Source organism: Tenacibaculum holothuriorum, assembly GCF_002120225.1.
GTDB lineage: Bacteria > Bacteroidota > Bacteroidia > Flavobacteriales > Flavobacteriaceae > Polaribacter > Polaribacter holothuriorum.
Genome location: NZ_LAPZ01000011.1, coordinates 20816 through 42973 on the forward strand (window position 1 = coordinate 20816; position 22158 = coordinate 42973).

Genomic DNA, 22158 nt, shown 5'->3' on the forward strand with positions numbered 1-22158 from the left:
AATTATTTGTTTAGTTTATCCGCTTTAAGTCAGGGAAATAAACTTCAAGTCCTTTTTGAGTGTAATACGGATAAATGAGTTTTGATATATGATCTAGAGCGCCTTCTAAATCGTCTTCTTTTTTTCCTTTAGTAGCTTGTCTTGTTAACCAGAAATGAAGTGTGTTTGTAATTGCTTCGGAAAGCGTTTTATACATTCCTTCAATTTCTTCTGGTCTAAAATATCCTTTGCCAACACTTATAAATAGTAAGCTTTCTATAACTTCTATTTGACGGTTAACCATACGTTGATGTTTAGTTGCTATTTCTGGATAACTATTTATTATTGAAATAATGTCTTTATAGAAAAAACGAAATCTACTTACTTGCTCTAGATATAGTCTTGGAGCTTCCATACCTTTTCCTCTACTAATTAATATTTGATCGCCTAAAGAAATCTCTTTAATATTTGTGATCATATAATCGTAAATAGCATTCATCAAAATTTTATTTGTTGAAAAATGATAAGTGATATTTCCTGGGCTTATATCGAGTCTTTCTGCAATATCTCTAATTTTAACATTGGTATAACCCTTGTCATTATAGAGGGCTATTGCTCCTTCAATTATTCTGTTTTTTGTCTTTTGCGCTTTTGACATTTTAGGTTGTTATTTTTTGTTTATTGGGTAAAAATAGTACGTGTTTTTTGACAAATTTATATAAAAAAATCATTTGAACAATTTTTTTAGTAATTTTTTGTACATTTGTACTAAATGAAAGCAAAAAACAACACTAAAATTACCCTAAATACTATAGATGAGGGGATTGAAGCAATAAGGAGAGGAGAAATTGTTATTGTAGTAGATAATGAGAATAGAGAAAATGAAGGAGACTTTATTTGTGCCGCAGAATTAATTACTCCAGAAATTATAAATAAAATGGCCTCTTTAGGAAGAGGTCTTATATGTACGGCAATTGAAAAAGTCAGAGCCGATGAATTAGGTTTGAACATGATGGTTGCTACGAATACCGATAAAAATCAAACAGCTTTTACAGTATCAGTAGATTTAATTGGTCATGGTTGTACCACAGGAATTTCTGCTTATGACAGGGCAACCTGTATCAAAGCTTTAACAAACTCAAGTTTTAAGCCTTCGGATTTTTCAAGACCAGGACATGTATTTCCTTTAGTAGCTAAAGAAGGAGGTGTATTACGAAGAGTAGGGCATACAGAAGCTGCAGTTGATTTGGCAACATTAGCAGGGTTACATCCTTCAGGAGTTTTGGTTGAAATTATGAATGAAGATGGCACTATGGCTCGATTACCAGAGCTATATGAGCTAGCTCAAAAGTTAAATATGAAGCTGATTTCAATAGACGACTTAGTAGCATACAGATTAAAGAGTGAGCGATTGGTAAATCAAATTCAAGTGACTAAAATAGATTCAGTTTATGGAGAACTTGATTTAATTGCTTATGAACAAATTACTAATGGAGACATTCATATTGTTATTAAAAAAGGAGGCTGGAATGAAGAAGAGCCTGTTTTGGTAAGAGTACATTCAAGTAGTGAAACAATAGAGTTTTCTCAATTATTCTATTCTAACGAAAAAACAGTGTTACAAAAATCAATGCAAAAGATTGTAGAAGAAGGAAAAGGTGCTATTGTTTTTATGCGTCATAAAGAAAAAGAAGAAAACATTTTAACTCAGTTATCTAACCTCACATTAAAAAAAGAAGAGCTTAAAGAAAAAAAGGAAGCTAAAAACCAAAGAGATTATGGTATCGGCGCTCAAATTATTAGAGATTTAGAAATAAGAAAGATAAAATTAATAACCAATAATCCGAAACGAAGAGTAGGACTTATTGGCTATGGATTAGAAATAGTTGAAAACGTAGAATTATAAAAAGCAAAAGAAAATGAATGTAACAAAGAAATCAATTTTAGTATTCGCAGTAGTAATTTTAGGAGCAATTACAGTTTTTAGTCAAACTACAGTAGAGTTGTTTGGTATGGGAACTGTTGAGGTTAATAAAACTAATATAACATCCTCTGAATTAGTAGGGAAGTGGGAAACTTCTTACGATATGGAAGGGGAAAAAGTATTTGTGGTTTATGAAATAAAAAAAGAAATGGGTAAATACAAAGCGTATAGTGTTTTGTTAAAAAATGAGAAAGGAGAAGCGCAACCAGATAACACTTTAGTAATGCCAAATATTCAATTAGGTAAAAAAAGTGATTATGTTATTGAATACGAAGGAAAGAAATACGATATAAAAGCTGATGTTAAGCTTAAAAGTATGAATACAATAGAAGTATTTTATAATTATTACGGATATAAAAACACAGAAATCTGGAAAAAAGTAAAGTAGTTTTTGACTTATATCAAAAATAAAAAACAATAACCTTAAGATATTTGAACTAACCTTAAAACTCTTAGTAAAAATGCCAATTCAAACTTTAAATCCTTATACGAACAAAGTTGAAAAAACTTTTGAAGAGTTCTCTTCAGAACAAATTGAGACTATAATTGCTAAAGCAGATGAAGCGCATAAAAGTTGGAAGAACACTTCAGTAGCAAAACGATGCGAATTGATGCACAATTTAGCAAAAGTATTAAGAGAAAAAGCAGATCATTGGGCTAAGTTTCCTGTTATAGAAATGGGTAAACTTTTTAGAGAAAGTAAAGATTGGGAAATTGATATTTGTGCACAAATTGCAACATATTATGCCAAAAACGGTAAGAAGTTTTTAGCCCCAGAAGTATTGAAAAGAAATCTATTTACAGGTTCAACTGTAGTAGAAAAACATTCTATAGGAGTTTTGTTTGGAATCATGCCATGGAACTATCCATATTATCAAATTTTCAGGTTTGCAGTTCCAAATATCATAGCAGGAAATACGATTATACTGAAACATGCATCTAATGTTCCTCAATGTGCCATTGCAGTTGAAGAAATGTTTAAAGAAGCTGGTTTTCCAGAAGGAGTTTATACCAATGTTTTAGTATCGGGGCGAAATACAGCTCAGATAATTGAAGACCCAAGAGTTAAAGGAATTTCTTTAACAGGAAGTGAAACTGCTGGAGCAAAAGTTGCTGAATTAGCAGGAAAACATCTTAAAAAGGTAGTAATGGAATTAGGTGGAAGTGATCCTTTTGTAATGTTAGACGATGCCGATATGGATTATTCGGTTGAAGTTGGTCTTTTAGGGCGTTTTTTCAACTCAGGACAAACCTGTATTGCCTCTAAACGATTTGTAATCCATGAGAAGGTTTATGACGAGTATTTAGCAAAATTTAAAGGAGCATTACAAATGTATGTTCCAGGTGATCCTATGGAATATAAAACCATGTACGCACCAATGAGTAGCATGGATGAATTAGAATATTTAGATGGCTTGGTTCAAAAAGCAATTGAACAAGGAGCCGTTTTAGAAGCAGGAGGTAAAAGAATTGAAGGATTACCAGGAGCTTGGTATGAACCAACAATTTTATCGAATGTAACAAAAGATATGGACATTTATTCACAAGAATTATTTGGTCCTGTAGCAGTGTTTTATAAAGCTAAAAACGATGCAGATGCAGTCGCTTTGGCAAATGATTCACAATATGGATTATCATCTGTAGTAATGTCTAAAAACAATAGTAGAGCTAATAATGTAGCTTCTCAATTAGAAGCGGGTATGACATTTATAAACTGCCCTAGTATTACAGAACCTGAAACTCCGTTTGGTGGAGTTAAAAACTCAGGTTACGGACGTGAGTTAGCAAAAATGGGAATTGAAGAATTTGTGAATTTAAAAACAGTTCGAAAAATTCCAGTGTGGGCATTTAAAATGCTCCTTAATAAACAGAAGAAGGCTTTAGCAAGTTCTTAGTTGTTTTCTTGCTAAAATTTTGAACATTGTTCAATAAATTAGTTACGTGTAATGAGCCTCTGCTCAATATAGTTGAGGCTCTTTTTTTAACCTTGAAAATGAAAAAGTATTAAAATATAGAAGAATAGGGTAATGATCAATTTTTATTGATTTTAGTTAATCGAAATCGTTTTGGTAGTAATATCAAGACGATTTTTTGTTTACCTAAAACTCCATCCCTTATAACTTTTATTTGCTTCTAACTTGTTTTCAATTTCGTCTGGTAAATTTTTAAAAAAATCAATACCTGTTAACTCTTCTAATTCATCAATTGAAACAACAAAATCATATAAAGGTTTGTTACTATCTTGATGAGGTAATAAAAAAGCAATCGCTTTAATCTCTGGTTCAGTATAGTCTAATAAAATCTTATAAAAATAGTTTGGAATAGATACTTTTTCTTTTCCAATACTATTTAGGTTTGAAGATAATATTCCGCCAGTAACCACATATAAATGATTGTACTTTTTAGCCCAATAACGAGTTTTTTGTTCTAACCTATTCCAAATACCAGCGTTAAAATTGTGCCTTTGAGGTGAGATGTTGGATGTATAAAACGTTTCATCAAAATCTTTTTTAGAATATTTTCTATCTCCTGCAGGGCATAAATGACCTCTATCATAACCCGATCTTTTGTAATTTCTCCAATCGGCAGATTTGCTTTTTACTTTCGGATCTCTAATAAAAAATGGACGTTCTCTATTGGTGTAAACAATATCTTTTTTATCTAATGAATAGGCTACCCATTCGGCTTGTTCGTGCTTTTCATTATACGATAAAGTGTAAGCATTGTGTTTAATTACTTGTCCTGTTGTAGAGCTAGGTAAATAATTAAATGATACATTATGATGTCTGTCTGTAACTTCTATAGTTGAAGTATCACCATTATAATTTTTAATAATATAGGCTATGACAAGAACAACAATTCCAATTACTGAAGTCCATTTTTTAGTATTCATTTATTTACTTTTTAATTCAATTTCTTGAAAATCTTCAGTTTTTTCACCAGTAGCAAAAGCTTCATAAAAACGTGTTGGAGGTACCGTTAATTTACGTTTTTTGAGGTCTAACCAAGCTCCGTAAACTGTAATTATTGCTGATAGTTTTCCTGCTTCATTAAAAATTTCGTGCTGTACCTTCCAGCGTTCTCCTTTGTTAGATAAAGCAAGAACTTTTAAGTTGGCTGTAATATTTTCTCCTAAATGTATTTCTTTTAAAAACTTAGTGTTTTCTTCAAAAATTATAGGGCCAATAGTTTCTTTAGCAAAATCAACAGTGGTAATATCGAATTTTTTAAAATAACGTAATCTAACTTCAGCAGCATAATCATTATAAGCTGTATGACGCATATGAACGTTAGCATCAAAATCTGCCCAACGAGTGGTAAATTGTACAGTAAAACTCATTTAAAATATTTTAGAACAAATGTACAAAACTAGGCTATTAACAAGTAGTTTTAAGTTCTAAGATTTTACATCTAAAGCATCGCGAAGCGTGTTTCCTAACAACATAAAAGCCATGACTAAACTCATTATTGCTAGACCAGGAATTAAAGCTAAAAAAGGTTTTCCTAAAATAATATAATTGTAATGATTTTTAATGATAGCTCCCCAAGAAGGGGTTGGAGGTTGCGCGCCAATTCCAAGAAAGCTTAAGCCACTTTCAATTAAAATGGCAGCAGCAAAATTTGCTGCAGAAATTACAATAATAGGAGCCCAAATATTAGGTAAAATATGTTTGAAAATAATTCTAAAATCATTGTAGCCTAAAGCACGTGCTGCTTCTACGTATTGTTGTTGTTTGGTAGTGATTACTTGACCTCTTACAATTCTAGCAACTTCTACCCACATAGTTAAACCTACTGCGATAAATACTTGCCAAAATCCTTTACCTAAAGCTAGTGTGATAGCTATTACAAGAAGAAGTGTTGGAATAGACCAAGTAATATTGATAATCCACATAATAAAATTATCAATTTTACCACCATAATATCCTGCGATAGCTCCTATCGGAATTCCAATTAAAAGTGAAATTAAAACGGCAATAAATCCGATAGAAAACGAAATTCTTGCTCCAATTAATAATCTACTTAAAAGATCTCTTCCGTATTTATCGGTTCCGAATAAAAATGTTTTTTTCTGAATGTTTTTTACGTATGGCTTTGGATAACTCTTAGAAAGTCCGTCTGAAAACTTAATAATTTCTAAAGAATTGTTTTTTGTACTATAAGATTTAATAGGAATTTCGGTATGAGTGTTTTTTCTACCATTAATAAAAGTAGAAATCCAAGATTGAGATTGTTGTTCTTTGTTAGGAATTGTTAATATATCTACTGTGAAACCTGGTGGTTTTGAATGAATTTCTAAATGCATTTGGTTTGCATTATTACTATTGTCTGGAGCTAATATGTAGCAAAAAGAAGCAATCAATCCGCAAAAAATAATAAACCAAAAGCTAAACATCCCTGTTTTACTTTGCTTGAATTTTTGAATAGCTATTTGCCAAAGAGAATTAGAGTCACTCATACAGTAAAATTAGAAATCAGCTATTTCTTCACCTAGTTTTAAATTGAATTTTTTTCGAAACCAGTATACAATTAGGTATAAGATAGGCGTGTCTAAAGCAGCTATCATTATTTTAAATAAAACGCCACTAATTAATAAGCCCCAAAATAAATTCCATTGAATAACTCCAAATGAGCAAAGTAGTATTAAAACAGTGGCAGTGTCTACTAATTGTGAAGTGAAAGTCGAAAAATTATTTCGTAACCATAAATGTTTTCCCTTGGTAAATGTTTTCCAAAAATGGTAGACCTTAATATCGATAAACTGAGCCGATAAATAGGCTAACATTGAAGCCAAAACTGCAAGAGGAGCTGCTCCAAAAACGTTTACAAACATAGTGTCATCTACAGAAGACCACGAAGTTGCAGGAACATTTTTAGAAACATAAATAATGCCTAAAGAAAAGAAAGATGCAAAAATACCAGCAATTACAACTAGATTAGCTTTCTTTTTACCATAAATTTCTGATAATACATCGGTGATTAAGAAAGTGATAGGGTATGGAAGTAATCCTACAGAAATTTCAAACAATTTTACATCTAAGATTTCAATATCAATTGGATACCAATAAAAAAACTTTTGAAAAATTAAATTAGAAGTAACCAACGAAGCAATAAATAAAGCAGCAAGGATTAAGTATATTAATAAGGCTTGAGATTTTTGTTGCTCAGTCATAAAACGAAAATAGTAATTTTAGATGATTAGATAGATAGATTGTTAGAGTTTTAGATGGTGTCTAATTAAAATGTTTATTTTTGCCCAGTATAACAAACAACAAATAAAGAATGAAAGCGTACATTTTTCCAGGTCAAGGAGCTCAATTTACAGGAATGGGGTTAGATTTATATGAAAACTCTCCTTTAGCTCAAGAACTATTTGAAAAAGCGAATAATATATTAGGTTTTAGTATTACCGACGTAATGTTTGAAGGTACTGCTGAAGAATTAAAACAAACAAAAGTAACACAACCAGCTATATTTTTACACTCAGTAATTTTAGCAAAAGTTTTAGATGATGATTTTAAACCAGAAATGGTAGCAGGTCATTCGTTAGGAGAGTTATCAGCTTTAGTTGCAAATGGTGTGTTATCTTTTGAAGATGGATTAACATTAGTTTCTAAAAGAGCGATGGCAATGCAAAAAGCATGTGAAATTCAACCATCAACAATGGCTGCAGTTTTAGGATTAGAAGATAAAGTTGTAGAAGATGTTTGTGCTGAAATTGACGGAGTGGTAGTTGCTGCAAACTATAACTGTCCAGGACAATTAGTAATTTCTGGTGAAATTGAAGCAATTAATAAAGCATGTGAAGTTTTAACCGAGAAAGGAGCTCGTAGAGCATTAGTGTTACCAGTTGGGGGAGCTTTTCATTCGCCAATGATGGAACCTGCTCGTGAGGAATTAGCAAAAGCAATTGAAGAAACTACATTTAACGAACCAAAATGTCCTGTGTATCAAAATGTAGCTGCAAAAGCGATAACAAATCCTGCTGAAATTAAAGAGAACTTAATTGCTCAATTAACAGCTCCTGTAAAATGGACGCAATGTATTCAAGCAATGATTGCAGACGGAGGAACTGAGTTTGTAGAAGTAGGTCCAGGTAAAGTTTTACAAGGATTAATGCGTAAGATTGATAGGAGCGTTACTGCAAGCGGAGCTACTATTGAAGCGTAATTGAACAGATAAAATGATAAAAAAGCGAACTTAATTAAGTTCGCTTTTTTTGTGTTTATTTTTGACTTTCTTGCCATTTCCAAGAGGAAAGTAAGGCTTCATCTAGTGTTTTTTCAGTTTTCCAGTTTAATTCTTTATTGGCAATAGTAGTATCGGCATAAGCAGCAGTAATATCTCCTGCACGACGACCTACAATTTTATAGTTCAATTTTTTGTTGGTTACTTTTTCAAAAGAATTGATTACCTCTAAAACTGAACTTCCTTTTCCAGTTCCAACATTAAAAAATTCAAAATTAGTTTTATTCTTTTTGTTTAATAAACGTTGTAAGGCAGCTATATGCGCCTTGGCTAAATCTACCACGTGAATATAATCTCGAATTGCTGTTCCGTCTGGAGTTGGATAATCATCACCAAAAACTGAAAGTTGTTCTCTAATACCCGCCGCAGTTTGTGTTACATATGGAATTAAATTTTGAGGAACACCTAAAGGAAGTTCTCCAATTTTAATAGAATCATGTGCGCCAATAGGGTTGAAGTAGCGTAAAGCAATAGCGTTCAAATTATGAGCAGCACAACTTTCTTTGATTATTTCTTCACCGATTTGTTTTGTGTTTCCGTAAGGAGATTCCGCAGGTTTTATAGGAGCGTTTTCGGTAATTGGTAATTCGTCTGCTTGTCCGTATACAGTACATGAGGAACTGAAAATAAAATTGTCCATATTTCTATCTCTCATTTCCTGTAATAAGTACACTAAACTACCAATGTTGTTTTCGTAATAATCTAAAGGCTTTTCAACACTTTCACCTACAGCTTTAAAAGCAGCAAAATGAATAATTCCATCAACTAAAATGTTGTCAAAAAAGTTTTTTACTTCTTGTTTATTACGTAAGTCTAACTGAAAGAAAGCTGGTTTTGTACCAGTAATAGCAGTAATATTGTCTAAAACATCAATTTTTGAGTTGGACAAATCATCAATAATAACTACTTCAAAACCTGAGTTTTGTAATTCAACCACAGTATGTGATCCAATAAAACCTAATCCGCCAGTAACGAGTATTCTTTTCATGTTTTTTTATTTGTTAGTGAAGATAAAAATAAAAGCTGTATTGAAGTTCAGGATAAAACCTCAATACAGTTTGTAAAATCATCTAAATGAATTTTTATTATTGTAAAAAGTCATTAATAGTTTTTGTAATGAAGGCTAATTGTTCTTCATCTAACTCTGTATGCATTGGTAATGAAATAACTTCGTCAATTAACTGGTTGGTTATTTCAAAATCATCTTCATTATATCTATCATCTTGATATGCTTTTTGAGCGTGTAACGGAACTGGGTAATAAATAGCATTTGCAATTCCATTATCTAATAAATGTTGATGTAACTCATCACGTTTTCCATTCGTTATTTTTAATGTATACTGATGGAAAACATGTGTGGTAAAAACACTAATTGCTGGAGTTACAATATTAGGGTTTGTAGAAAAAGCTTCAGTGTAATACATAGCAGCTTTTCTACGAGCATCGCAATATGAATCTAATAAAGGTAACTTAGCTTTTAATACAGCTGCTTGTATAGAGTCTAAACGAGAATTTACGCCAACCACATCATGGTAATAACGTTTGTACATTCCGTGGTTTACCATTCCACGAAGTGTGTGGGCTAAATCATCATCATTCGTGAAAATAGCTCCACCATCACCATAGCAGCCTAAGTTTTTAGATGGGAAAAATGATGTAGTTCCTACATTCCCCATTGTTCCTGCTTTCTTTTTAGTTCCGTTAGCGAATGTATAATCTGCTCCAATAGCTTGCGCATTATCTTCAATTACAAACAAGTTGTGTTCTTTGGCAACTTCTAAAATAGCTTCCATATTAGCACATTGACCAAATAAATGTACAGGAACAATTGCTTTTGTTTTCGGAGTAATTGCTTTTTTAAGTGCTTCGATATCTATGTTAAAAGTATCTGGTTCTACATCAACTAAAACTGGAGTTAATTTTAATAAACCAATAACTTCAACAGTTGCAGCAAATGTAAAATCGGCAGTAATAACTTCATCACCTGGTTCTAGCCCTAATCCCATCATTGCTATTTGCAAAGCATCGGTACCATTGGCACAAGGAATTACATGTTTTACACCTAAATATTTTTCTAAATCAGCTTGAAATTCTTTTACGTAAGGACCATTTATATAAGCAGATGAGTTTAAAACTTCTTGAATAGAAGTATCTACGACATCTTTTATTTTTTGATATTGACTTTGTAAGTCAACCATTTGAATTTTTCTCATTGTCTGAAAATTTTGCTGTTCAAAAATACGACATAAATCTGTTATCTTTGAGAAAAATCAATTCTAATGAAGCTTTTAAAAATTGTTCTTAAAGTAGTTGCTGTATTGTTTGTTTTGTTATTTGTTGGCGGATGGTTATTCTCGAGAACCTTGCACCCAACTTATAATGGAGAGTTAAAACTTAAATCATTATCTGATAAAGTAACCGTGTATTTTGATGATGTTGGTGTGCCACATATCAACGCTCAAAATCAAAAAGATGCCTATACAGCTTTAGGGTATGTACACGCCCAAGATAGACTGTGGCAAATGGAATTGATTAGAAGAATTGCTGCTGGTAGATTAGCAGAAGTCTTCGGAAAAGACTTAGTAAGAACTGATAAGTTTTTCTCTGGTTTAGGAATTGAAGAAGCTGCTGAAAAAACTATTAGTAAACTAGATAAAAACTCAAAATCATATCGATTAGCGGAGGCATATCTTAATGGAATTAACCAGTTTATTGAAGAAGGAGCAACTCCTTTAGAGTTTTATTTAGTCGGTTTAGAAAAAGAAAAATACTCAATTAAAGATGTGTATAATGTTTTTGGTTATATGGCATTTAGCTTTGCAATTGCGCATAAAACCGATCCGTTGTTAACAGAAATCAAAGAAAAGTTAGGAGAGGAGTATATTAATGAATTGTTAGAAAGCGATTTTAAAAATCTAACTTTAATTAAAAATCAAAAGAATGCAGAAGTAGAAGCGGAGTTTTCTACAGCAATTAATACGTTAATAGATAAGTTACCACTGCCACTATTTATAGGAAGTAATTCTTGGGTTGTAGCTCCAGAGAAAACTAAGAATGGAAAAGTTCTTTTTGCTAATGATCCACATATTGCATTTTCTCAGCCTTCAGTTTGGTATCAAAATCATATCAAAACTCCAAACTATGAAATGTACGGATTCAATCTTGCGTTAACTCCGTTTCCGTTGTTAGGACACAATAGAAATTATGCGTACGGATTAACAATGTTTGAAAATGATGATGTAGATTTTTATTACGAGCAAAATAATCCGAATAATCCAATGGAATATAAAACGCCTAACGGATATAAAAAATATAAGTTGATAGATAAAACCATTAAAATTAAAGGAGAACCAGATACTACTTATCAAGTAAAGGTAAGTAAACATGGACCTGTAATGAATGGTTTAATTGATTTTATGAAAGATGAAAGACCTATTGCAATGCAATGGATTTTCACAAAATTAGAAAACCAGTTGTTAGATGTTTCTTATGAAATGTCGCACGCATTATCGTTATCAGACTTTAAAAACGGAGCTAAAAAATTACATGCACCAGGTTTAAATATTATGTACGGAGACGCAAAAGATAATATTGCGTGGTTTGCTTCTGGTAAACTATATAAATACAGAGATAGCTTACAAACAAAGCTCATTTTAGATGGCGCCTCTGGTAAAGATGAAATTTTAGAATATTTAGATTTTGAAGAAAATCCGCAAGCTATAAATCCAGATTGGAAGTATGTGTATTCAGCTAATAATCAACCCGATTCTATTGCAGGTAAATTGTATCCTGGATATTATTTACCAGAAGATAGAGCGAAAAGAATTGTTGATTTATTAGAAGCTAAAAGTGATTTTACGAAGGAAGATTTTGCTGAAATGATTAATGATGTTACTTCACCTGTAGCTCCAGAAATAAGCAGAAATTTACTTAAGAATGTGAATAAAAACGAACTTACAGCAAGTGAGAAAAAAGCAATGCATGTTTTAAGAAATTGGGATGGAAATTATAATAAAAATGAAATTGCACCAGTAATTTATAATCGTTTATGGTATGAGTTTGTAAAGAATACATTCAAAGATGAAATGGGTGCAGCGTTCGAACAATTTGTAAATACACCTTTTGAAGAAAAAACGGTAGCAAATCAAGTAAAAAAAGAGAAATCTGTTTGGTGGGATGATGTTTCAACTCTAGAAAAAGAAACTAAACGAGATATTGTTACAAAATCATTTCAAAAAACAATTGCTTTTTTACAGAAACAGTTAGGAGAAAATATTGATGATTGGACATGGGAGCGAGTTGCTACGGTAGAGTATGAGCATCCTATTGGAAAAGCAGGTGGATTATTACGAGAGTTTTTTAATGTGGGACCATTTACAACCAATGGAGGAGATCAGGTAATTAACAATCAAATTTATAAGATAGATAGTACTGGATATTATAAAATTCATGCTGGTCCATCAACTAGAAGAATTGTAGATTTTTCTGATGTAGAAAATAGTATCACTGTAATTCCAACTGGGCAGTCAGGAAATGTATTTAGTGAACATTATAAAGATCAAGCTGAAAAATACAACAAAGGAGAGTTTGTAAAAATGAAACTGAATCAGTCAGATATTGAAAAGAGTGAAAATAAGTTAGTGTTTTTGCCTAAAAAATAATTTTAAAGAGATAAGTTTATTGAATAATGGAAAAGAAGTATTTTGGAAGAAACAGATTTATTGGTCTTCCGATTAATAAAGAGTCTATGTCTTATATTAGAAGTAGTTTGGATGTTTATACTTTTGATTCTTATGTTGTAGGGAGTAATGATGAAGCTCAATATATGATAGACTTATTTCATGAGTCACTTAAGGATAACCCTAAAAAGGAATGGTATAGTAATCAAGAAGGGGTTTATTTACCTATCGAGGCTGAGTTGAATTCTTTGAAAAAACAACTTTTAATAGTTTCTGAAATTCAGATAATGTTTACCTATAAGCAATTTGAGTCGTGTCTTAAAAACCTAATAAAAACATTTTATCCAGCTAAGGCAAGTGGTAATATTTATAAATGGAGGAATCTGTTAGAGTTTTTTAAAGATAAAGAATTAGATTTAAAAAAACTTTGCGGATATAATGATGTTAATGAATTGAGGGTGGTTAATAATGCAATCAAACATAATTTAGAGGCGTATGGTAGGTCAACAAAATTAATACCTGAGCTGTCAAAATATTCTCAAGAAGGAGTTACTGGAGTTCAATTGGCAAATTTTTATCGAAGGGTTAAATTTGCGGTACCAATATTCTATTCGTTAATATGTGATTTTGTTGAAGAAGATGTTTTGGGATAAATAGGTTTTTGTGGAAAAGTAAAAAAATTATACTTCCTTATAAACCTCCTTAAAAGGAATTCTAAAACGTTCTCCATAAACGCCTTCAGGTTTTCTAATTCCGCAAGAAATAATCATGTTTATTTCTGCTCCGCGTGGTAATCCTAATAAACGTTTTACACGCCAAGTATCAGAACCTTCCATTGGGCAAGTGTCGTAACCTTCTGCTGCCATAGAAAGCATAAAAGTTTGTGCTGCTAGTCCGCAGGTTTTATGAGCTACAATGCGCATATCGCTGTTGCGAACTTCACGATAAATTGGTCTAAATAATCCAGTGATTAAAATCATTAAATATTTAAAGAAACCTAATATTCCAAAGAAATCAGCATAAGCAAACGGAATAATATTTCCATAGTAATTGCGTGCTACTTTTTCTCTGCTGCTCCACTCAGATTTTGGGTTGTCTTTTCCGAAAGTAGTATCTAGCATTTCTAGATTAGCCTTGGCTCGCTTACGCCATAAATCTTTTCGAGTAACAAAAACTACCAATTGCTGAGCGGTTCTTGCTGCATTCTGATTAAAACACATCGGAGCAAGTTTTTTAATAATGTCTTTGTTTGTTATATGGTAAAATTCCCACAATTGCATATTACTACTTGTAGGTGCTAAACTAGCTTGCTCTAAACATTTTTTTACAACACTACTATCTATTGATTTTTCAGCATCGTAAACTCTTACCGATCTACGATATGCTACTGCTTCTGATACAGATTTTTCACTCATGTGTTTTGTTTCTTTAATTTTTAAATTTTGATTCTCAGATAAAAAATTATCCGAACTTCATAAGAGATTTTAATTGAGCTAATTTTCCTTTGTACGGAGCATAACGAGTAGGGATATCTAACCAAGTTCCTCTAGTAACCACTCCTTTTTTATGTGAAAAAGTATCAAAAGTTTGTTTTCCGTGGTAGCCTCCAATTCCACTTTCTCCAACGCCCCCAAAAGGTAATCTATGATTAGCAAAATGAACGGTAGTATCGTTTATGGTTCCGCCACCAAAAGAGTATCGTTGAATTATTGTCTTAGCAAATTGTTTTTTTGAAGTAAAAACATATAAAGCAAGTGGCTTGTCGTATCTAGAAGTGATGCTTTCTATATCTACTTCTGTTTCGTAGGAAATCATCGGAAAGATAGGTCCGAAAATTTCACCTTTCATTACTTCGCTATCTAAACTAGGTTCATCAATTAAAGTAGGGGCAATATATCTGTCTTCTCTATCGATGGTGCCGCCAATTAAACAGTTTTCATTTTCTAGCATAACTGCTAATCTGTCGAAATTACGAGTATTCACAATTCTTGGATAATCTTCTGAAGCTTGTGGGTTTTCGCCATAAGCTCTAAAGATTTCCTCTTTAAAATATGTAACGAATTGATCTTTTACCGATTTGTGAATTAATAAATAATCGGGAGCAATACAGGTTTGTCCTCCATTTATGAATTTACCCCAAACAAGTCGCTTTGCTGTTAGTTTTAAGTTGGCAGTTTCATCAACAATACAAGGGCTTTTTCCTCCTAATTCTAAAGTAACTGGGGTTAAAAATTCTGCAGCTGCTTTGGCAACAATTTTTCCTACAGGAACACTTCCAGTAAAGAAAATATAATCCCAACGTTGTGCTAATAATTCTTGCGCAACCGGAACTCCACCTTCAACAACAGTTACGTGATTTTTATCAAAAACTTTCTCAACTATTTCAGTAAGTATTTTACTAGTGTTTGGAGTAAGTTCTGAAGGTTTTAAAACTACAGTGTTTCCTGCTGCAATTGCACCTATTATTGGGTTCATTGCAAGTTGATAAGGATAATTCCAAGGAGCAATAACTAAAACACTTCCGTAAGGTTCTTTATAGATTTTTGCTGAGGATGGAAAGTTTAAAATTGATGGAGTTACTCGTTGTGGTTTTGCCCATGTGCTTAATTTACTTATCGTCATTTTTAATTCAGAAATAACGATAGAAGTTTCTGTCATTACTGCTTCGTATTCCGATTTTTTAAAATCATTATAAAGTGCATCGGTAATGTCTTTTTCTCTTGAAATTAATTCAGAAAGTAGTTTTTTTAATACTGCTTTTCTAAAACTAATATCTTTTGTTTTTTGAGTAGTAAAAAAGTCTTTTTGAGCCTTTAAAAGCTGAGGAATGTTCATGTTAAACGAGTTCTTTTAGTTTTTTGTTCATTAATAAAAACCACAATGGTGGAAATAGTGCTAAAAGCATCATTCCTGGGTAACCAGTTGGCATTTGTGGGCTTTCGGGTAATGATTTTAAAATTTGGTAGTGTTTGCTTCCGTTGTAATGATGGTCGGAATGTCTCGATAAATTAAATAAAACCAATTTACCGATAATATGATTTGAGTTCCACGAATGTGTTCGTTTTACGCGTTCGTATCGCCCATGTTTATTTTTTGTTCTTAAGAGTCCGTAATGTTCAATATAATTTACGGTTTCTAGGAGTAAAATTCCAATGATAGCCACAGCTAAAAATGCAATTAATGCATTAAGCCCTATTAAAAAATAGATGGTTGCTATAAGAATGATGTTAAATATAGTATAAACAATCATTCTGTTTTGATAATGAAGCCAAGATCTGTTTGATAATCTAAGTCTCTTATTTTCTAATTCCCATGCTTGATAATAACTTTGGAAGTGTGAACGTATCCAAAACCAATAAATAATTTCATTTTTTCTAGCTGTTGCAGCATCATTAGGAGTAGCAACGTTTAAATGATGCCCCGCATTATGATATGGTAAAAAATGAGTGTTTAAAGAAGTTAGTAATAAAACTTCTCCTAAAAATTCATCAAATCGATTGTTTCTGTGCCCGAGTTCATGCCCTACATTAATTCCTATTACTCCACACATAATTCCCATTGCAGAAAATTTTCCGATAGCATCTACTGATAATAAGTTTTCATTTTGAATGATGATTAAAAACCATATAAGAAATATGATCTGTATAGGAAGTGTTAAATATAATATGTATGTATAAAGTTTGTTGTTTTTTTCTATTTCTTCTTGTTCTTTATCGAAGTTTGAAGCGTCGGGTTTAAAGAAAAACTCTGATAAAGGAACGATTCCAAAAACATAAATTAGTGGTAAAAAGGTTATCCATCCTTTAGATGTAAAAGAAATAGCAGTTACTAAAGGTATGGTAAATACCAATAAATATTTTAGAGCTTTCAAAAGAGTAAGGGTTTAGAAAGCTAAAAATACAAATTATAAACAAGCATCACAAACTGATAGTTAAGATGCTTATTTTAGATTAAATGTTCTTTTTATAGAAAGAATCCCAGTACTCCTTATTGTATTCGACTCTGTGAAGTGAGTTTTCTTTTTTATCGTTATATTGATAATATTCAATTTCTTCAACATCTTTCGTTTCGAAATCAAATAGTTTTGAATCACTTTCGTAAGTTCTAATATTTTTGTTTTCGTCAGTATCTATTGACTCATTTATTATTCGATTGAAATATCTAGTAGCGTAATATTTACCATCTTTCAAAATGTTTGAATATTCACAGATGTTTTCTTCTTTTATAGTAATTTGAGTAAGTTCACTTTCAGTATTTATATTGTTTTTGTTGGGTTTGTAGTTTGAGAAATACATTTTAACTTCTTCTTTTGTAAAGCTACTTGCCCAGTTTTCTATTACTTTTACAATGGCATAATTTTCTTTGTTAATATATATGAAGCCAGAGTAAATAGTAGGGTAACCTTTATTGTTGTATTTCCAATTGTCTTTTTCAGTTTTAAAAGAAATTATATAGAAACTTTTGTCTTTATCATCATTAGTTTTTACAAACTCTAAATTGAATTTTTTATATTTTCTTTTATGTAGAGTATTAGAGTATCGAATGGCATTTTGCCTATAAGAAAAGAATTGTGCTGAATTTTGATACTTTTTCTTATTAATAGTATTATTCCATTTTATTTGCTCTACTCTCTGAGAAATTACATATTCTGATAGATAACCGTAATCGCAATCTTTAGTGATGAGTTCTAAGTCTACTTTTGTTTCGTCGTTGTTGTTAACGATAATATTTCCGTATCTGTAAAAATTAAAAGGCTCTGTTGGGTGATTGTTTTTCTTGTTTTTTATAGCTCTTTCTAATATTGTCTTTGGAGATAAAAATCCTGAAACAACAACTTCATCTAATTCTTCTATATCAGATGTTAAGAATACTTTTTTGTTTAAGTTTTTTAAAAGAGTATTATAAGGTTTATAACCTATTGAAGAGATTTCTATGTGAGAGTTGTTTGTGTTTTTTCTTGTAGGAAATTTATAATAACCATTTTCATCTGCTACTCTATAAATACCATTTTTTTAGCGATTATAGTTGCAAAAGGTATGGGTTCTTTGGTTTCTTTATCGAGGACTTGCCCTACAAAGAAATTAGATTTAGTTTGAGCATTTAATGTTTGAAAACAAATAGAAATTAGGTAGAGTAGAATAATAGTTTTTCTCATAAAGTTTAGTTTTTGTGTCAATAATAAAAACTATTACTAAAGAAATTTCCTTTTTAACAGAAGTTTACAATTAAGGAAAATGAATTAAAGCAAGAATGTTAAATTAATTGAAAATTTATAAACAAGCATCCCAAATAGGATCTTTGGGAATAGGTGCAATAACATTTATAACTTCTTTGCTTACAGGGTGTGTAAACTGTATTTTGCGAGCATGTAAGTGAATACTACCGTCTTTATTACTTCGTTTTGCTCCGTATTTTAAATCCCCTTTTATAATAGAGCCAATGTTCGAAAGTTGAACTCTAATTTGATGATGACGTCCTGTTTCTAAGTCTATTTCTAATAATGAATAATTGTCTAACTTCTTAATTACTGAGTAGTGAAGAATTGCTTTTTTGCTTCCATCAATTTCTTTACTATGAGCAAAAGATTTGTTGTTTTTTGGATTCTTTTTTAAGAAGTTAATTAGAGTGTTTTTTTCTTTTTTAGGATGACCTTTTACAACAGCCCAATACGTTTTTTGAATTGTTTTATCACGAAGCATTTTATTTAAACGCTCTAAAGCTTTCGAAGTTCTGGCAAAAATTACAATTCCACTTGTAGGTCTGTCTAAACGATGAACCGTACCAAGAAAAACATTTCCTGGTTTGTTGTATTTATCCTTAATGTATGCTTTAACTACATCGCTCAAAGGAATATCACCAGTTTTGTCACCTTGAACAATATCACCCGCACGTTTATTTACAATAATAATATGATTGTCTTCATAAATTACTTGTAAATTGTCTTTTGTAGAATGCATTTTTTTAAAATGTCATCTCGAGAAAAGTCGAGAGGTTATTTAAAGTTGTCAGCAACATCTTCGTTTACTTGATCAATAAATCTCAAAAACTCATCTCTTCCCATTCCTGTTTCAGAAGAAGTAATAAATGACATAGGTAATTCTTCCCAGTGATTTAGTAGTTTCTTTTTGTAAGAAGTAATTTGCTTGTTCAATTTAGAGCTTCCTAATTTGTCTGCTTTTGTGAAAACAATACAAAACGGAATTTGATTTTCACCTAAGAAACGCATGAACTCTAAATCTATTTTTTGCGGATCATGACGTGAGTCAATCAAAACAAAAGTGCAAACTAGTTGTTCACGTTCTTTAAAATAGTTTTCAATGAAAAATTGAAATATTTGACGCTTCTTTTTAGAAACTTTAGCATAACCATAACCTGGTAAATCTACCAAAAACCAAGAATCATTTATCTTAAAATGATTGATTAATTGTGTTTTTCCTGGTTTTCCTGAAGTTTTTGCTAAATTTTTACGCTCCATTAACATGTTAATTAATGAAGATTTACCAACGTTAGATCGACCTATAAAAGCATATTCTGGAATATTTTCTTTAGGCGCTTTAGTAACATTGGAGTTACTCATAACAAACTCTGCTGAAGAAATTTTCATCTGTTTTATGTGTTTGATTATAAGTTTCTTTTAGTAAACCAACCCTCAAGAATATTGTTAAATTCTTCTGGGGTTTCCATCATGGCAGCATGCCCACAATTATCTATCCAAAATAAATCTGAATCTGGCAAGAATTTATGAAAATCTACTGCTACTTCAGGTGGAGTAACTGTGTCTTGTTTTCCCCAAATTAAACAGGTGGGTTGTTGCATGTTAGGTAAATCTTTAGCCATGTTGTGTCTTACAGCACTTTTCGCAATTGCTAAAGTTTTAACGAGTGTATTTCTATCATTTATAACGTCGTAAACTTGATCTACAAGTTCGTCGGTTGCTATTTCTGGATTGTAAAAAACTTCACGTGTTTTATTTCTAACAAATTCCTTGTCTCCTCTTCTAGGGTAATTGTTACCCATTGAGTTTTCGTAAAGACCAGAGCTTCCTGTTAATACCAAGGCTGCTACGTCTTTTGGGTATTGTTTTATGTAGTATAAAGCAATGTGTCCTCCTAAGGAATTTCCTAGTAAAACTACGTCTTCTAGGTTTTTGTGTTCTATAAAATCGTGTAAAAACTTTGCTAAGTTTTTAACATTGGTTTTTAGTAAAGGTAAGGTGTATAAAGGTAATTCTGGAATGAAAACTTTATAACCTTTTTTAGAAAAATATTTAAACGTTTCGTCAAAATTACTCAATGCTCCCATGAGTCCGTGAAGTACAATTAAGGGTCTTCCTTCACCTGCTTCTGCGTATGTAAATTTGCCTTCTGTCTTTAAAAATTCAGTCATTATAAGTTTGATTTGACTTAACGACAAATGTAATTCTTTTTTATCACTTTTTAAGATTTAAAATTTTAATGAATTAAGCGGGTGTAAACCCTCAGTTAATCAGTTTTTTAAGGGTTTTAAGGAAATTTATTAACAAAGTGGTAAAAAGTGGTAAAAAGTGGGTAAAAATTTATATTTTTGAAAATGAATCCAGAAAATGAAGTGAGTGATAAATTTAATTGGAACATATGAGTGTAAAGCTGATGCAAAAGGGCGGGTGATGTTTTCATCGGCGCTTAAAAAGCAGTTGGCTCCTGTGTTGCAAGAAGGGTTTGTTATTAAGAGAGCTGTTTTTCAACCGTGTTTAGAATTGTATCCAATGCAAGAATGGAATAAGATGATGCAGAGAGTAGGAAAATTGAATCCGTTTGTAAAGAAACATAACGATTTTATAAGAAGATTCACTGCAGGTGTGAAAATGGTTGAGCTCGATGCTTCGGGGAGGTTGTTGATACCAAAAGATTTGTGTCAGTTTGCTGGGGTAGAAAAGCAAGTGGTGCTTTCTTCTGCAGTAAATATAATTGAAGTGTGGGATAAGAATCGTTACGAAAAAGCTATTGATGATGCTGCGGTGGATTTTGCAGATTTAGCTGAAGAGGTAATGGGAAATTTTGATGTAGATGAATTATCATAGTCCAGTTTTATTAAAAGAAAGTATAGATGCACTCGATATAAAAGAAGATGGAGTGTATGTTGATGTAACCTTTGGTGGAGGTGGGCATTCGAGAGAGATATTGAATAGGTTAGGTGAGAACGGACGATTGTTTGCTTTTGATCAAGATCCTGATGCTTGGGAGAATACAATTGATGATGAAAGGTTTGTGTTGATTCAAGAAAACTTCAGGTTTGTTTCAAGATTTTTAAGATTTCATGGAGTGCGAAAAGTTGATGGTGTTTTAGGAGATTTAGGAGTTTCTTCTCATCAATTCGATGCTGCTGAAAGAGGTTTTTCAATTCGTTTTGATGGTGAGTTGGATATGAGAATGGATCAAAAAGCAGTATTGTCAGCAAAAGAAGTAGTGAATACTTATGAAGAAAATGATTTAGCTGATGTGTTGTACTTATACGGGGAGTTGAGAAATGCAAGGGCTTTAGCAAGAACAATAGTTGCTGCGAGAGCTGAAAAGCAAATTGAAACAAGTTTTGAATTGAAAGAAGTATTGAAGCGTTTTTTACCAAAAGCCAAAGAGCATAAAATACTAGCTCAAATATTTCAAGCTTTAAGAATTGAGGTGAATCAAGAGTTGGAGGTGTTAAAAGAATTTTTACAGCAAATTCCTGATTTGTTAAATCCAGAAGGAAGGTTGAGTGTGATTTCATATCATTCATTAGAGGATAGATTGGTGAAGCGTTTTATTAGAACTGGTTTGTTTAGTGGTGAACCAGAAAAAGATTTCTATGGAAATATAAGTGTTCCGCTAAAAAAGGTTGGAAAGATGATAGTTCCAGCTCAAGAAGAAATTAAACAAAATAACAGAGCTCGAAGTGCTAAGTTGAGAATTGCCACTTTAAATGAATAGTACAAAGTCTAAGATATACGATGTTTTAAAAGGGCGGTTTTTAACTGATGAATCTTCCTTTAAAAATTGGAGGTTGATTCTGTTTGTGGTTGTCTTGTTGTTGATAATGATTACAAGTGCGCATAGAGCAGACCAAAAAGTATTGAAAATAGCTGAGTTAAATCGATTGAAAAGACAATTGAGGGCGGAGTTTGTAGATACAGGAACAACGCTAATGAGAATGAAGTTAGAATCGAGTATTCGAGATAAAGTGAAAACAAAGGGATTGAATCCTTCAAAAACTCCCCCGCAAAAAATAAAAGTAACAGTAAAAAAAGATTAA

The 22158-nt window shown here is 31.7% G+C and carries 24 protein-coding genes; 9 read left to right on the forward strand and 15 right to left on the reverse strand.

What is annotated here, in order from left to right:
* Positions 1-10: 10 nt before the first annotated feature.
* Positions 11-637, reverse strand: coding sequence for a TetR/AcrR family transcriptional regulator (locus WH52_RS11030; protein ID WP_086031009.1), 627 nt, complete (start codon positions 635-637; stop codon positions 11-13).
* Positions 638-751: 114 nt separating this feature from the next.
* Between WH52_RS11030 and ribB the strand changes: the two genes are divergently transcribed.
* The 3 genes from ribB (at position 752) to WH52_RS11045 (ending at position 3858) form a co-directional block, all read left to right on the forward strand.
* On the forward strand, positions 752-1885 hold the full coding sequence (ribB, locus tag WH52_RS11035) for a 3,4-dihydroxy-2-butanone-4-phosphate synthase (RefSeq protein WP_086031010.1): 1134 nt from the start codon (positions 752-754) through the stop codon (positions 1883-1885).
* 13 nt (positions 1886-1898) lie between these two features.
* A complete protein-coding gene (locus tag WH52_RS11040) occupies positions 1899-2351 on the forward strand; it encodes a hypothetical protein (RefSeq protein ID WP_086031011.1) in 453 nt (150 codons plus the stop codon).
* A gap of 73 nt (positions 2352-2424) precedes the next feature.
* Entirely contained in the window at positions 2425-3858 is a 1434-nt protein-coding gene (locus WH52_RS11045) for an NAD-dependent succinate-semialdehyde dehydrogenase (protein WP_086031012.1), read from the forward strand.
* Between the two features lie 200 nt (positions 3859-4058).
* On the opposite strand, the gene WH52_RS11050 is transcribed toward WH52_RS11045, so the two are convergent.
* From WH52_RS11050 to WH52_RS11065, 4 genes are read right to left on the reverse strand one after another with little or no spacing between them, the layout of a single operon-like run.
* On the reverse strand, positions 4059-4856 hold the full coding sequence (locus tag WH52_RS11050) for a DNA/RNA non-specific endonuclease (RefSeq protein ID WP_086031013.1): 798 nt from the start codon (positions 4854-4856) through the stop codon (positions 4059-4061).
* Positions 4857-5303 (reverse strand): acyl-CoA thioesterase, encoded by a 447-nt coding sequence (locus WH52_RS11055; RefSeq protein ID WP_086031014.1) that lies wholly within the window; start codon positions 5301-5303, stop codon positions 4857-4859.
* Between the two features lie 57 nt (positions 5304-5360).
* Positions 5361-6422 carry an ABC transporter permease gene (locus WH52_RS11060; protein WP_086031015.1) on the reverse strand — a complete coding sequence of 354 codons (1062 nt, stop codon included), beginning with the start codon at positions 6420-6422 and terminating at the stop codon, positions 5361-5363.
* A 9-nt stretch (positions 6423-6431) separates the two neighbouring features.
* Positions 6432-7136, reverse strand: a complete 705-nt coding sequence (locus WH52_RS11065) for a queuosine precursor transporter (protein WP_086031016.1) — start codon at positions 7134-7136, stop codon at positions 6432-6434.
* A 110-nt stretch (positions 7137-7246) separates the two neighbouring features.
* Here WH52_RS11065 and fabD point away from each other — a divergent pair, with 110 nt between their 5' ends.
* Positions 7247-8134 (forward strand): ACP S-malonyltransferase, encoded by an 888-nt coding sequence (gene fabD, locus WH52_RS11070; protein ID WP_086031017.1) that lies wholly within the window; start codon positions 7247-7249, stop codon positions 8132-8134.
* Positions 8135-8189: 55 nt separating this feature from the next.
* On the opposite strand, the gene galE is transcribed toward fabD, so the two are convergent.
* Entirely contained in the window at positions 8190-9200 is a 1011-nt protein-coding gene (gene galE, locus WH52_RS11075; RefSeq protein ID WP_086031018.1) for a UDP-glucose 4-epimerase GalE, read from the reverse strand.
* Positions 9201-9297: 97 nt separating this feature from the next.
* Entirely contained in the window at positions 9298-10425 is a 1128-nt protein-coding gene (locus WH52_RS11080; protein ID WP_086031019.1) for a DegT/DnrJ/EryC1/StrS family aminotransferase, read from the reverse strand.
* Between the two features lie 66 nt (positions 10426-10491).
* Between WH52_RS11080 and WH52_RS11085 the strand changes: the two genes are divergently transcribed.
* Together WH52_RS11085 and WH52_RS11090 are read left to right on the forward strand one after the other, a co-directional pair.
* Positions 10492-12873 (forward strand): penicillin acylase family protein, encoded by a 2382-nt coding sequence (locus WH52_RS11085; protein WP_086031020.1) that lies wholly within the window; start codon positions 10492-10494, stop codon positions 12871-12873.
* A 26-nt stretch (positions 12874-12899) separates the two neighbouring features.
* Positions 12900-13544: a hypothetical protein gene (locus WH52_RS11090; RefSeq protein WP_086031021.1), complete on the forward strand. Its 645-nt coding sequence runs from the start codon at positions 12900-12902 to the stop codon at positions 13542-13544.
* A gap of 27 nt (positions 13545-13571) precedes the next feature.
* Here the strand turns inward: WH52_RS11090 and WH52_RS11095 are convergent, their stop codons facing one another.
* From WH52_RS11095 to WH52_RS11125, 8 genes are all read right to left on the reverse strand, one after another.
* Complete coding sequence (locus WH52_RS11095) at positions 13572-14306, reverse strand: nitroreductase family protein (RefSeq protein WP_086031022.1); 735 nt, start codon at positions 14304-14306, stop codon at positions 13572-13574.
* 46 nt (positions 14307-14352) lie between these two features.
* On the reverse strand, positions 14353-15726 hold the full coding sequence (locus tag WH52_RS11100; RefSeq protein WP_086031023.1) for an aldehyde dehydrogenase: 1374 nt from the start codon (positions 15724-15726) through the stop codon (positions 14353-14355).
* A 1-nt stretch (position 15727) separates the two neighbouring features.
* A complete protein-coding gene (locus WH52_RS11105) occupies positions 15728-16762 on the reverse strand; it encodes an alkane 1-monooxygenase (protein ID WP_086031024.1) in 1035 nt (344 codons plus the stop codon).
* Positions 16763-16841: 79 nt separating this feature from the next.
* On the reverse strand, positions 16842-17186 hold the full coding sequence (locus tag WH52_RS11110) for a hypothetical protein (RefSeq protein WP_086031025.1): 345 nt from the start codon (positions 17184-17186) through the stop codon (positions 16842-16844).
* A 695-nt stretch (positions 17187-17881) separates the two neighbouring features.
* A complete protein-coding gene (locus tag WH52_RS14815; protein WP_143592147.1) occupies positions 17882-18046 on the reverse strand; it encodes a carboxypeptidase-like regulatory domain-containing protein in 165 nt (54 codons plus the stop codon).
* 115 nt (positions 18047-18161) lie between these two features.
* A complete protein-coding gene (locus WH52_RS11115) occupies positions 18162-18848 on the reverse strand; it encodes an RluA family pseudouridine synthase (RefSeq protein WP_086031026.1) in 687 nt (228 codons plus the stop codon).
* Positions 18849-18883: 35 nt separating this feature from the next.
* The gene (gene yihA, locus WH52_RS11120) at positions 18884-19495 is read right to left on the reverse strand and encodes a ribosome biogenesis GTP-binding protein YihA/YsxC (RefSeq protein WP_086031027.1); all 612 of its coding nucleotides are present in this window, start codon (positions 19493-19495) and stop codon (positions 18884-18886) included.
* 17 nt (positions 19496-19512) lie between these two features.
* Positions 19513-20277: an alpha/beta fold hydrolase gene (locus WH52_RS11125; protein ID WP_086031028.1), complete on the reverse strand. Its 765-nt coding sequence runs from the start codon at positions 20275-20277 to the stop codon at positions 19513-19515.
* A gap of 205 nt (positions 20278-20482) precedes the next feature.
* Between WH52_RS11125 and mraZ the strand changes: the two genes are divergently transcribed.
* The 3 genes from mraZ to WH52_RS11140 are packed head-to-tail and all read left to right on the forward strand — an operon-like array spanning position 20483 to position 22158.
* A complete protein-coding gene (mraZ, locus tag WH52_RS11130; RefSeq protein ID WP_086031029.1) occupies positions 20483-20950 on the forward strand; it encodes a division/cell wall cluster transcriptional repressor MraZ in 468 nt (155 codons plus the stop codon).
* Positions 20937-21836 carry a 16S rRNA (cytosine(1402)-N(4))-methyltransferase RsmH gene (rsmH, locus tag WH52_RS11135; protein ID WP_086031030.1) on the forward strand — a complete coding sequence of 300 codons (900 nt, stop codon included), beginning with the start codon at positions 20937-20939 and terminating at the stop codon, positions 21834-21836. The genes mraZ and rsmH overlap by 14 nt, the downstream gene beginning before the upstream one ends.
* Positions 21829-22158, forward strand: a complete 330-nt coding sequence (locus WH52_RS11140) for an FtsL-like putative cell division protein (protein WP_086031031.1) — start codon at positions 21829-21831, stop codon at positions 22156-22158. The genes rsmH and WH52_RS11140 overlap by 8 nt, the downstream gene beginning before the upstream one ends.

Coding starts and splice junctions, on each gene's coding strand:
- WH52_RS11140 (WP_086031031.1), top strand. CDS start 21,829: ATGAATAGTACAAAGTCTAAGATATACGATGTTTTAAAAGGGCGGTTT.
- WH52_RS11060 (WP_086031015.1), bottom strand. CDS start 6,422: ATGAGTGACTCTAATTCTCTTTGGCAAATAGCTATTCAAAAATTCAAG.
- fabD (WP_086031017.1), top strand. CDS start 7,247: ATGAAAGCGTACATTTTTCCAGGTCAAGGAGCTCAATTTACAGGAATG.
- WH52_RS11110 (WP_086031025.1), bottom strand. CDS start 17,186: ATGTATTTCTCAAACTACAAACCCAACAAAAACAATATAAATACTGAA.
- rsmH (WP_086031030.1), top strand. CDS start 20,937: ATGAATTATCATAGTCCAGTTTTATTAAAAGAAAGTATAGATGCACTC.
- galE (WP_086031018.1), bottom strand. CDS start 9,200: ATGAAAAGAATACTCGTTACTGGCGGATTAGGTTTTATTGGATCACAT.
- WH52_RS11090 (WP_086031021.1), top strand. CDS start 12,900: ATGGAAAAGAAGTATTTTGGAAGAAACAGATTTATTGGTCTTCCGATT.
- yihA (WP_086031027.1), bottom strand. CDS start 19,495: ATGAAAATTTCTTCAGCAGAGTTTGTTATGAGTAACTCCAATGTTACT.
- WH52_RS11040 (WP_086031011.1), top strand. CDS start 1,899: ATGAATGTAACAAAGAAATCAATTTTAGTATTCGCAGTAGTAATTTTA.
- WH52_RS11080 (WP_086031019.1), bottom strand. CDS start 10,425: ATGAGAAAAATTCAAATGGTTGACTTACAAAGTCAATATCAAAAAATA.
- WH52_RS11050 (WP_086031013.1), bottom strand. CDS start 4,856: ATGAATACTAAAAAATGGACTTCAGTAATTGGAATTGTTGTTCTTGTC.
- WH52_RS11125 (WP_086031028.1), bottom strand. CDS start 20,277: ATGACTGAATTTTTAAAGACAGAAGGCAAATTTACATACGCAGAAGCA.
- WH52_RS11100 (WP_086031023.1), bottom strand. CDS start 15,726: ATGAACATTCCTCAGCTTTTAAAGGCTCAAAAAGACTTTTTTACTACT.
- ribB (WP_086031010.1), top strand. CDS start 752: ATGAAAGCAAAAAACAACACTAAAATTACCCTAAATACTATAGATGAG.
- WH52_RS11065 (WP_086031016.1), bottom strand. CDS start 7,136: ATGACTGAGCAACAAAAATCTCAAGCCTTATTAATATACTTAATCCTT.
- WH52_RS11115 (WP_086031026.1), bottom strand. CDS start 18,848: ATGCATTCTACAAAAGACAATTTACAAGTAATTTATGAAGACAATCAT.
- WH52_RS11085 (WP_086031020.1), top strand. CDS start 10,492: ATGAAGCTTTTAAAAATTGTTCTTAAAGTAGTTGCTGTATTGTTTGTT.
- WH52_RS11095 (WP_086031022.1), bottom strand. CDS start 14,306: ATGAGTGAAAAATCTGTATCAGAAGCAGTAGCATATCGTAGATCGGTA.
- WH52_RS11045 (WP_086031012.1), top strand. CDS start 2,425: ATGCCAATTCAAACTTTAAATCCTTATACGAACAAAGTTGAAAAAACT.
- WH52_RS11055 (WP_086031014.1), bottom strand. CDS start 5,303: ATGAGTTTTACTGTACAATTTACCACTCGTTGGGCAGATTTTGATGCT.
- WH52_RS14815 (WP_143592147.1), bottom strand. CDS start 18,046: ATGAGAAAAACTATTATTCTACTCTACCTAATTTCTATTTGTTTTCAA.
- WH52_RS11030 (WP_086031009.1), bottom strand. CDS start 637: ATGTCAAAAGCGCAAAAGACAAAAAACAGAATAATTGAAGGAGCAATA.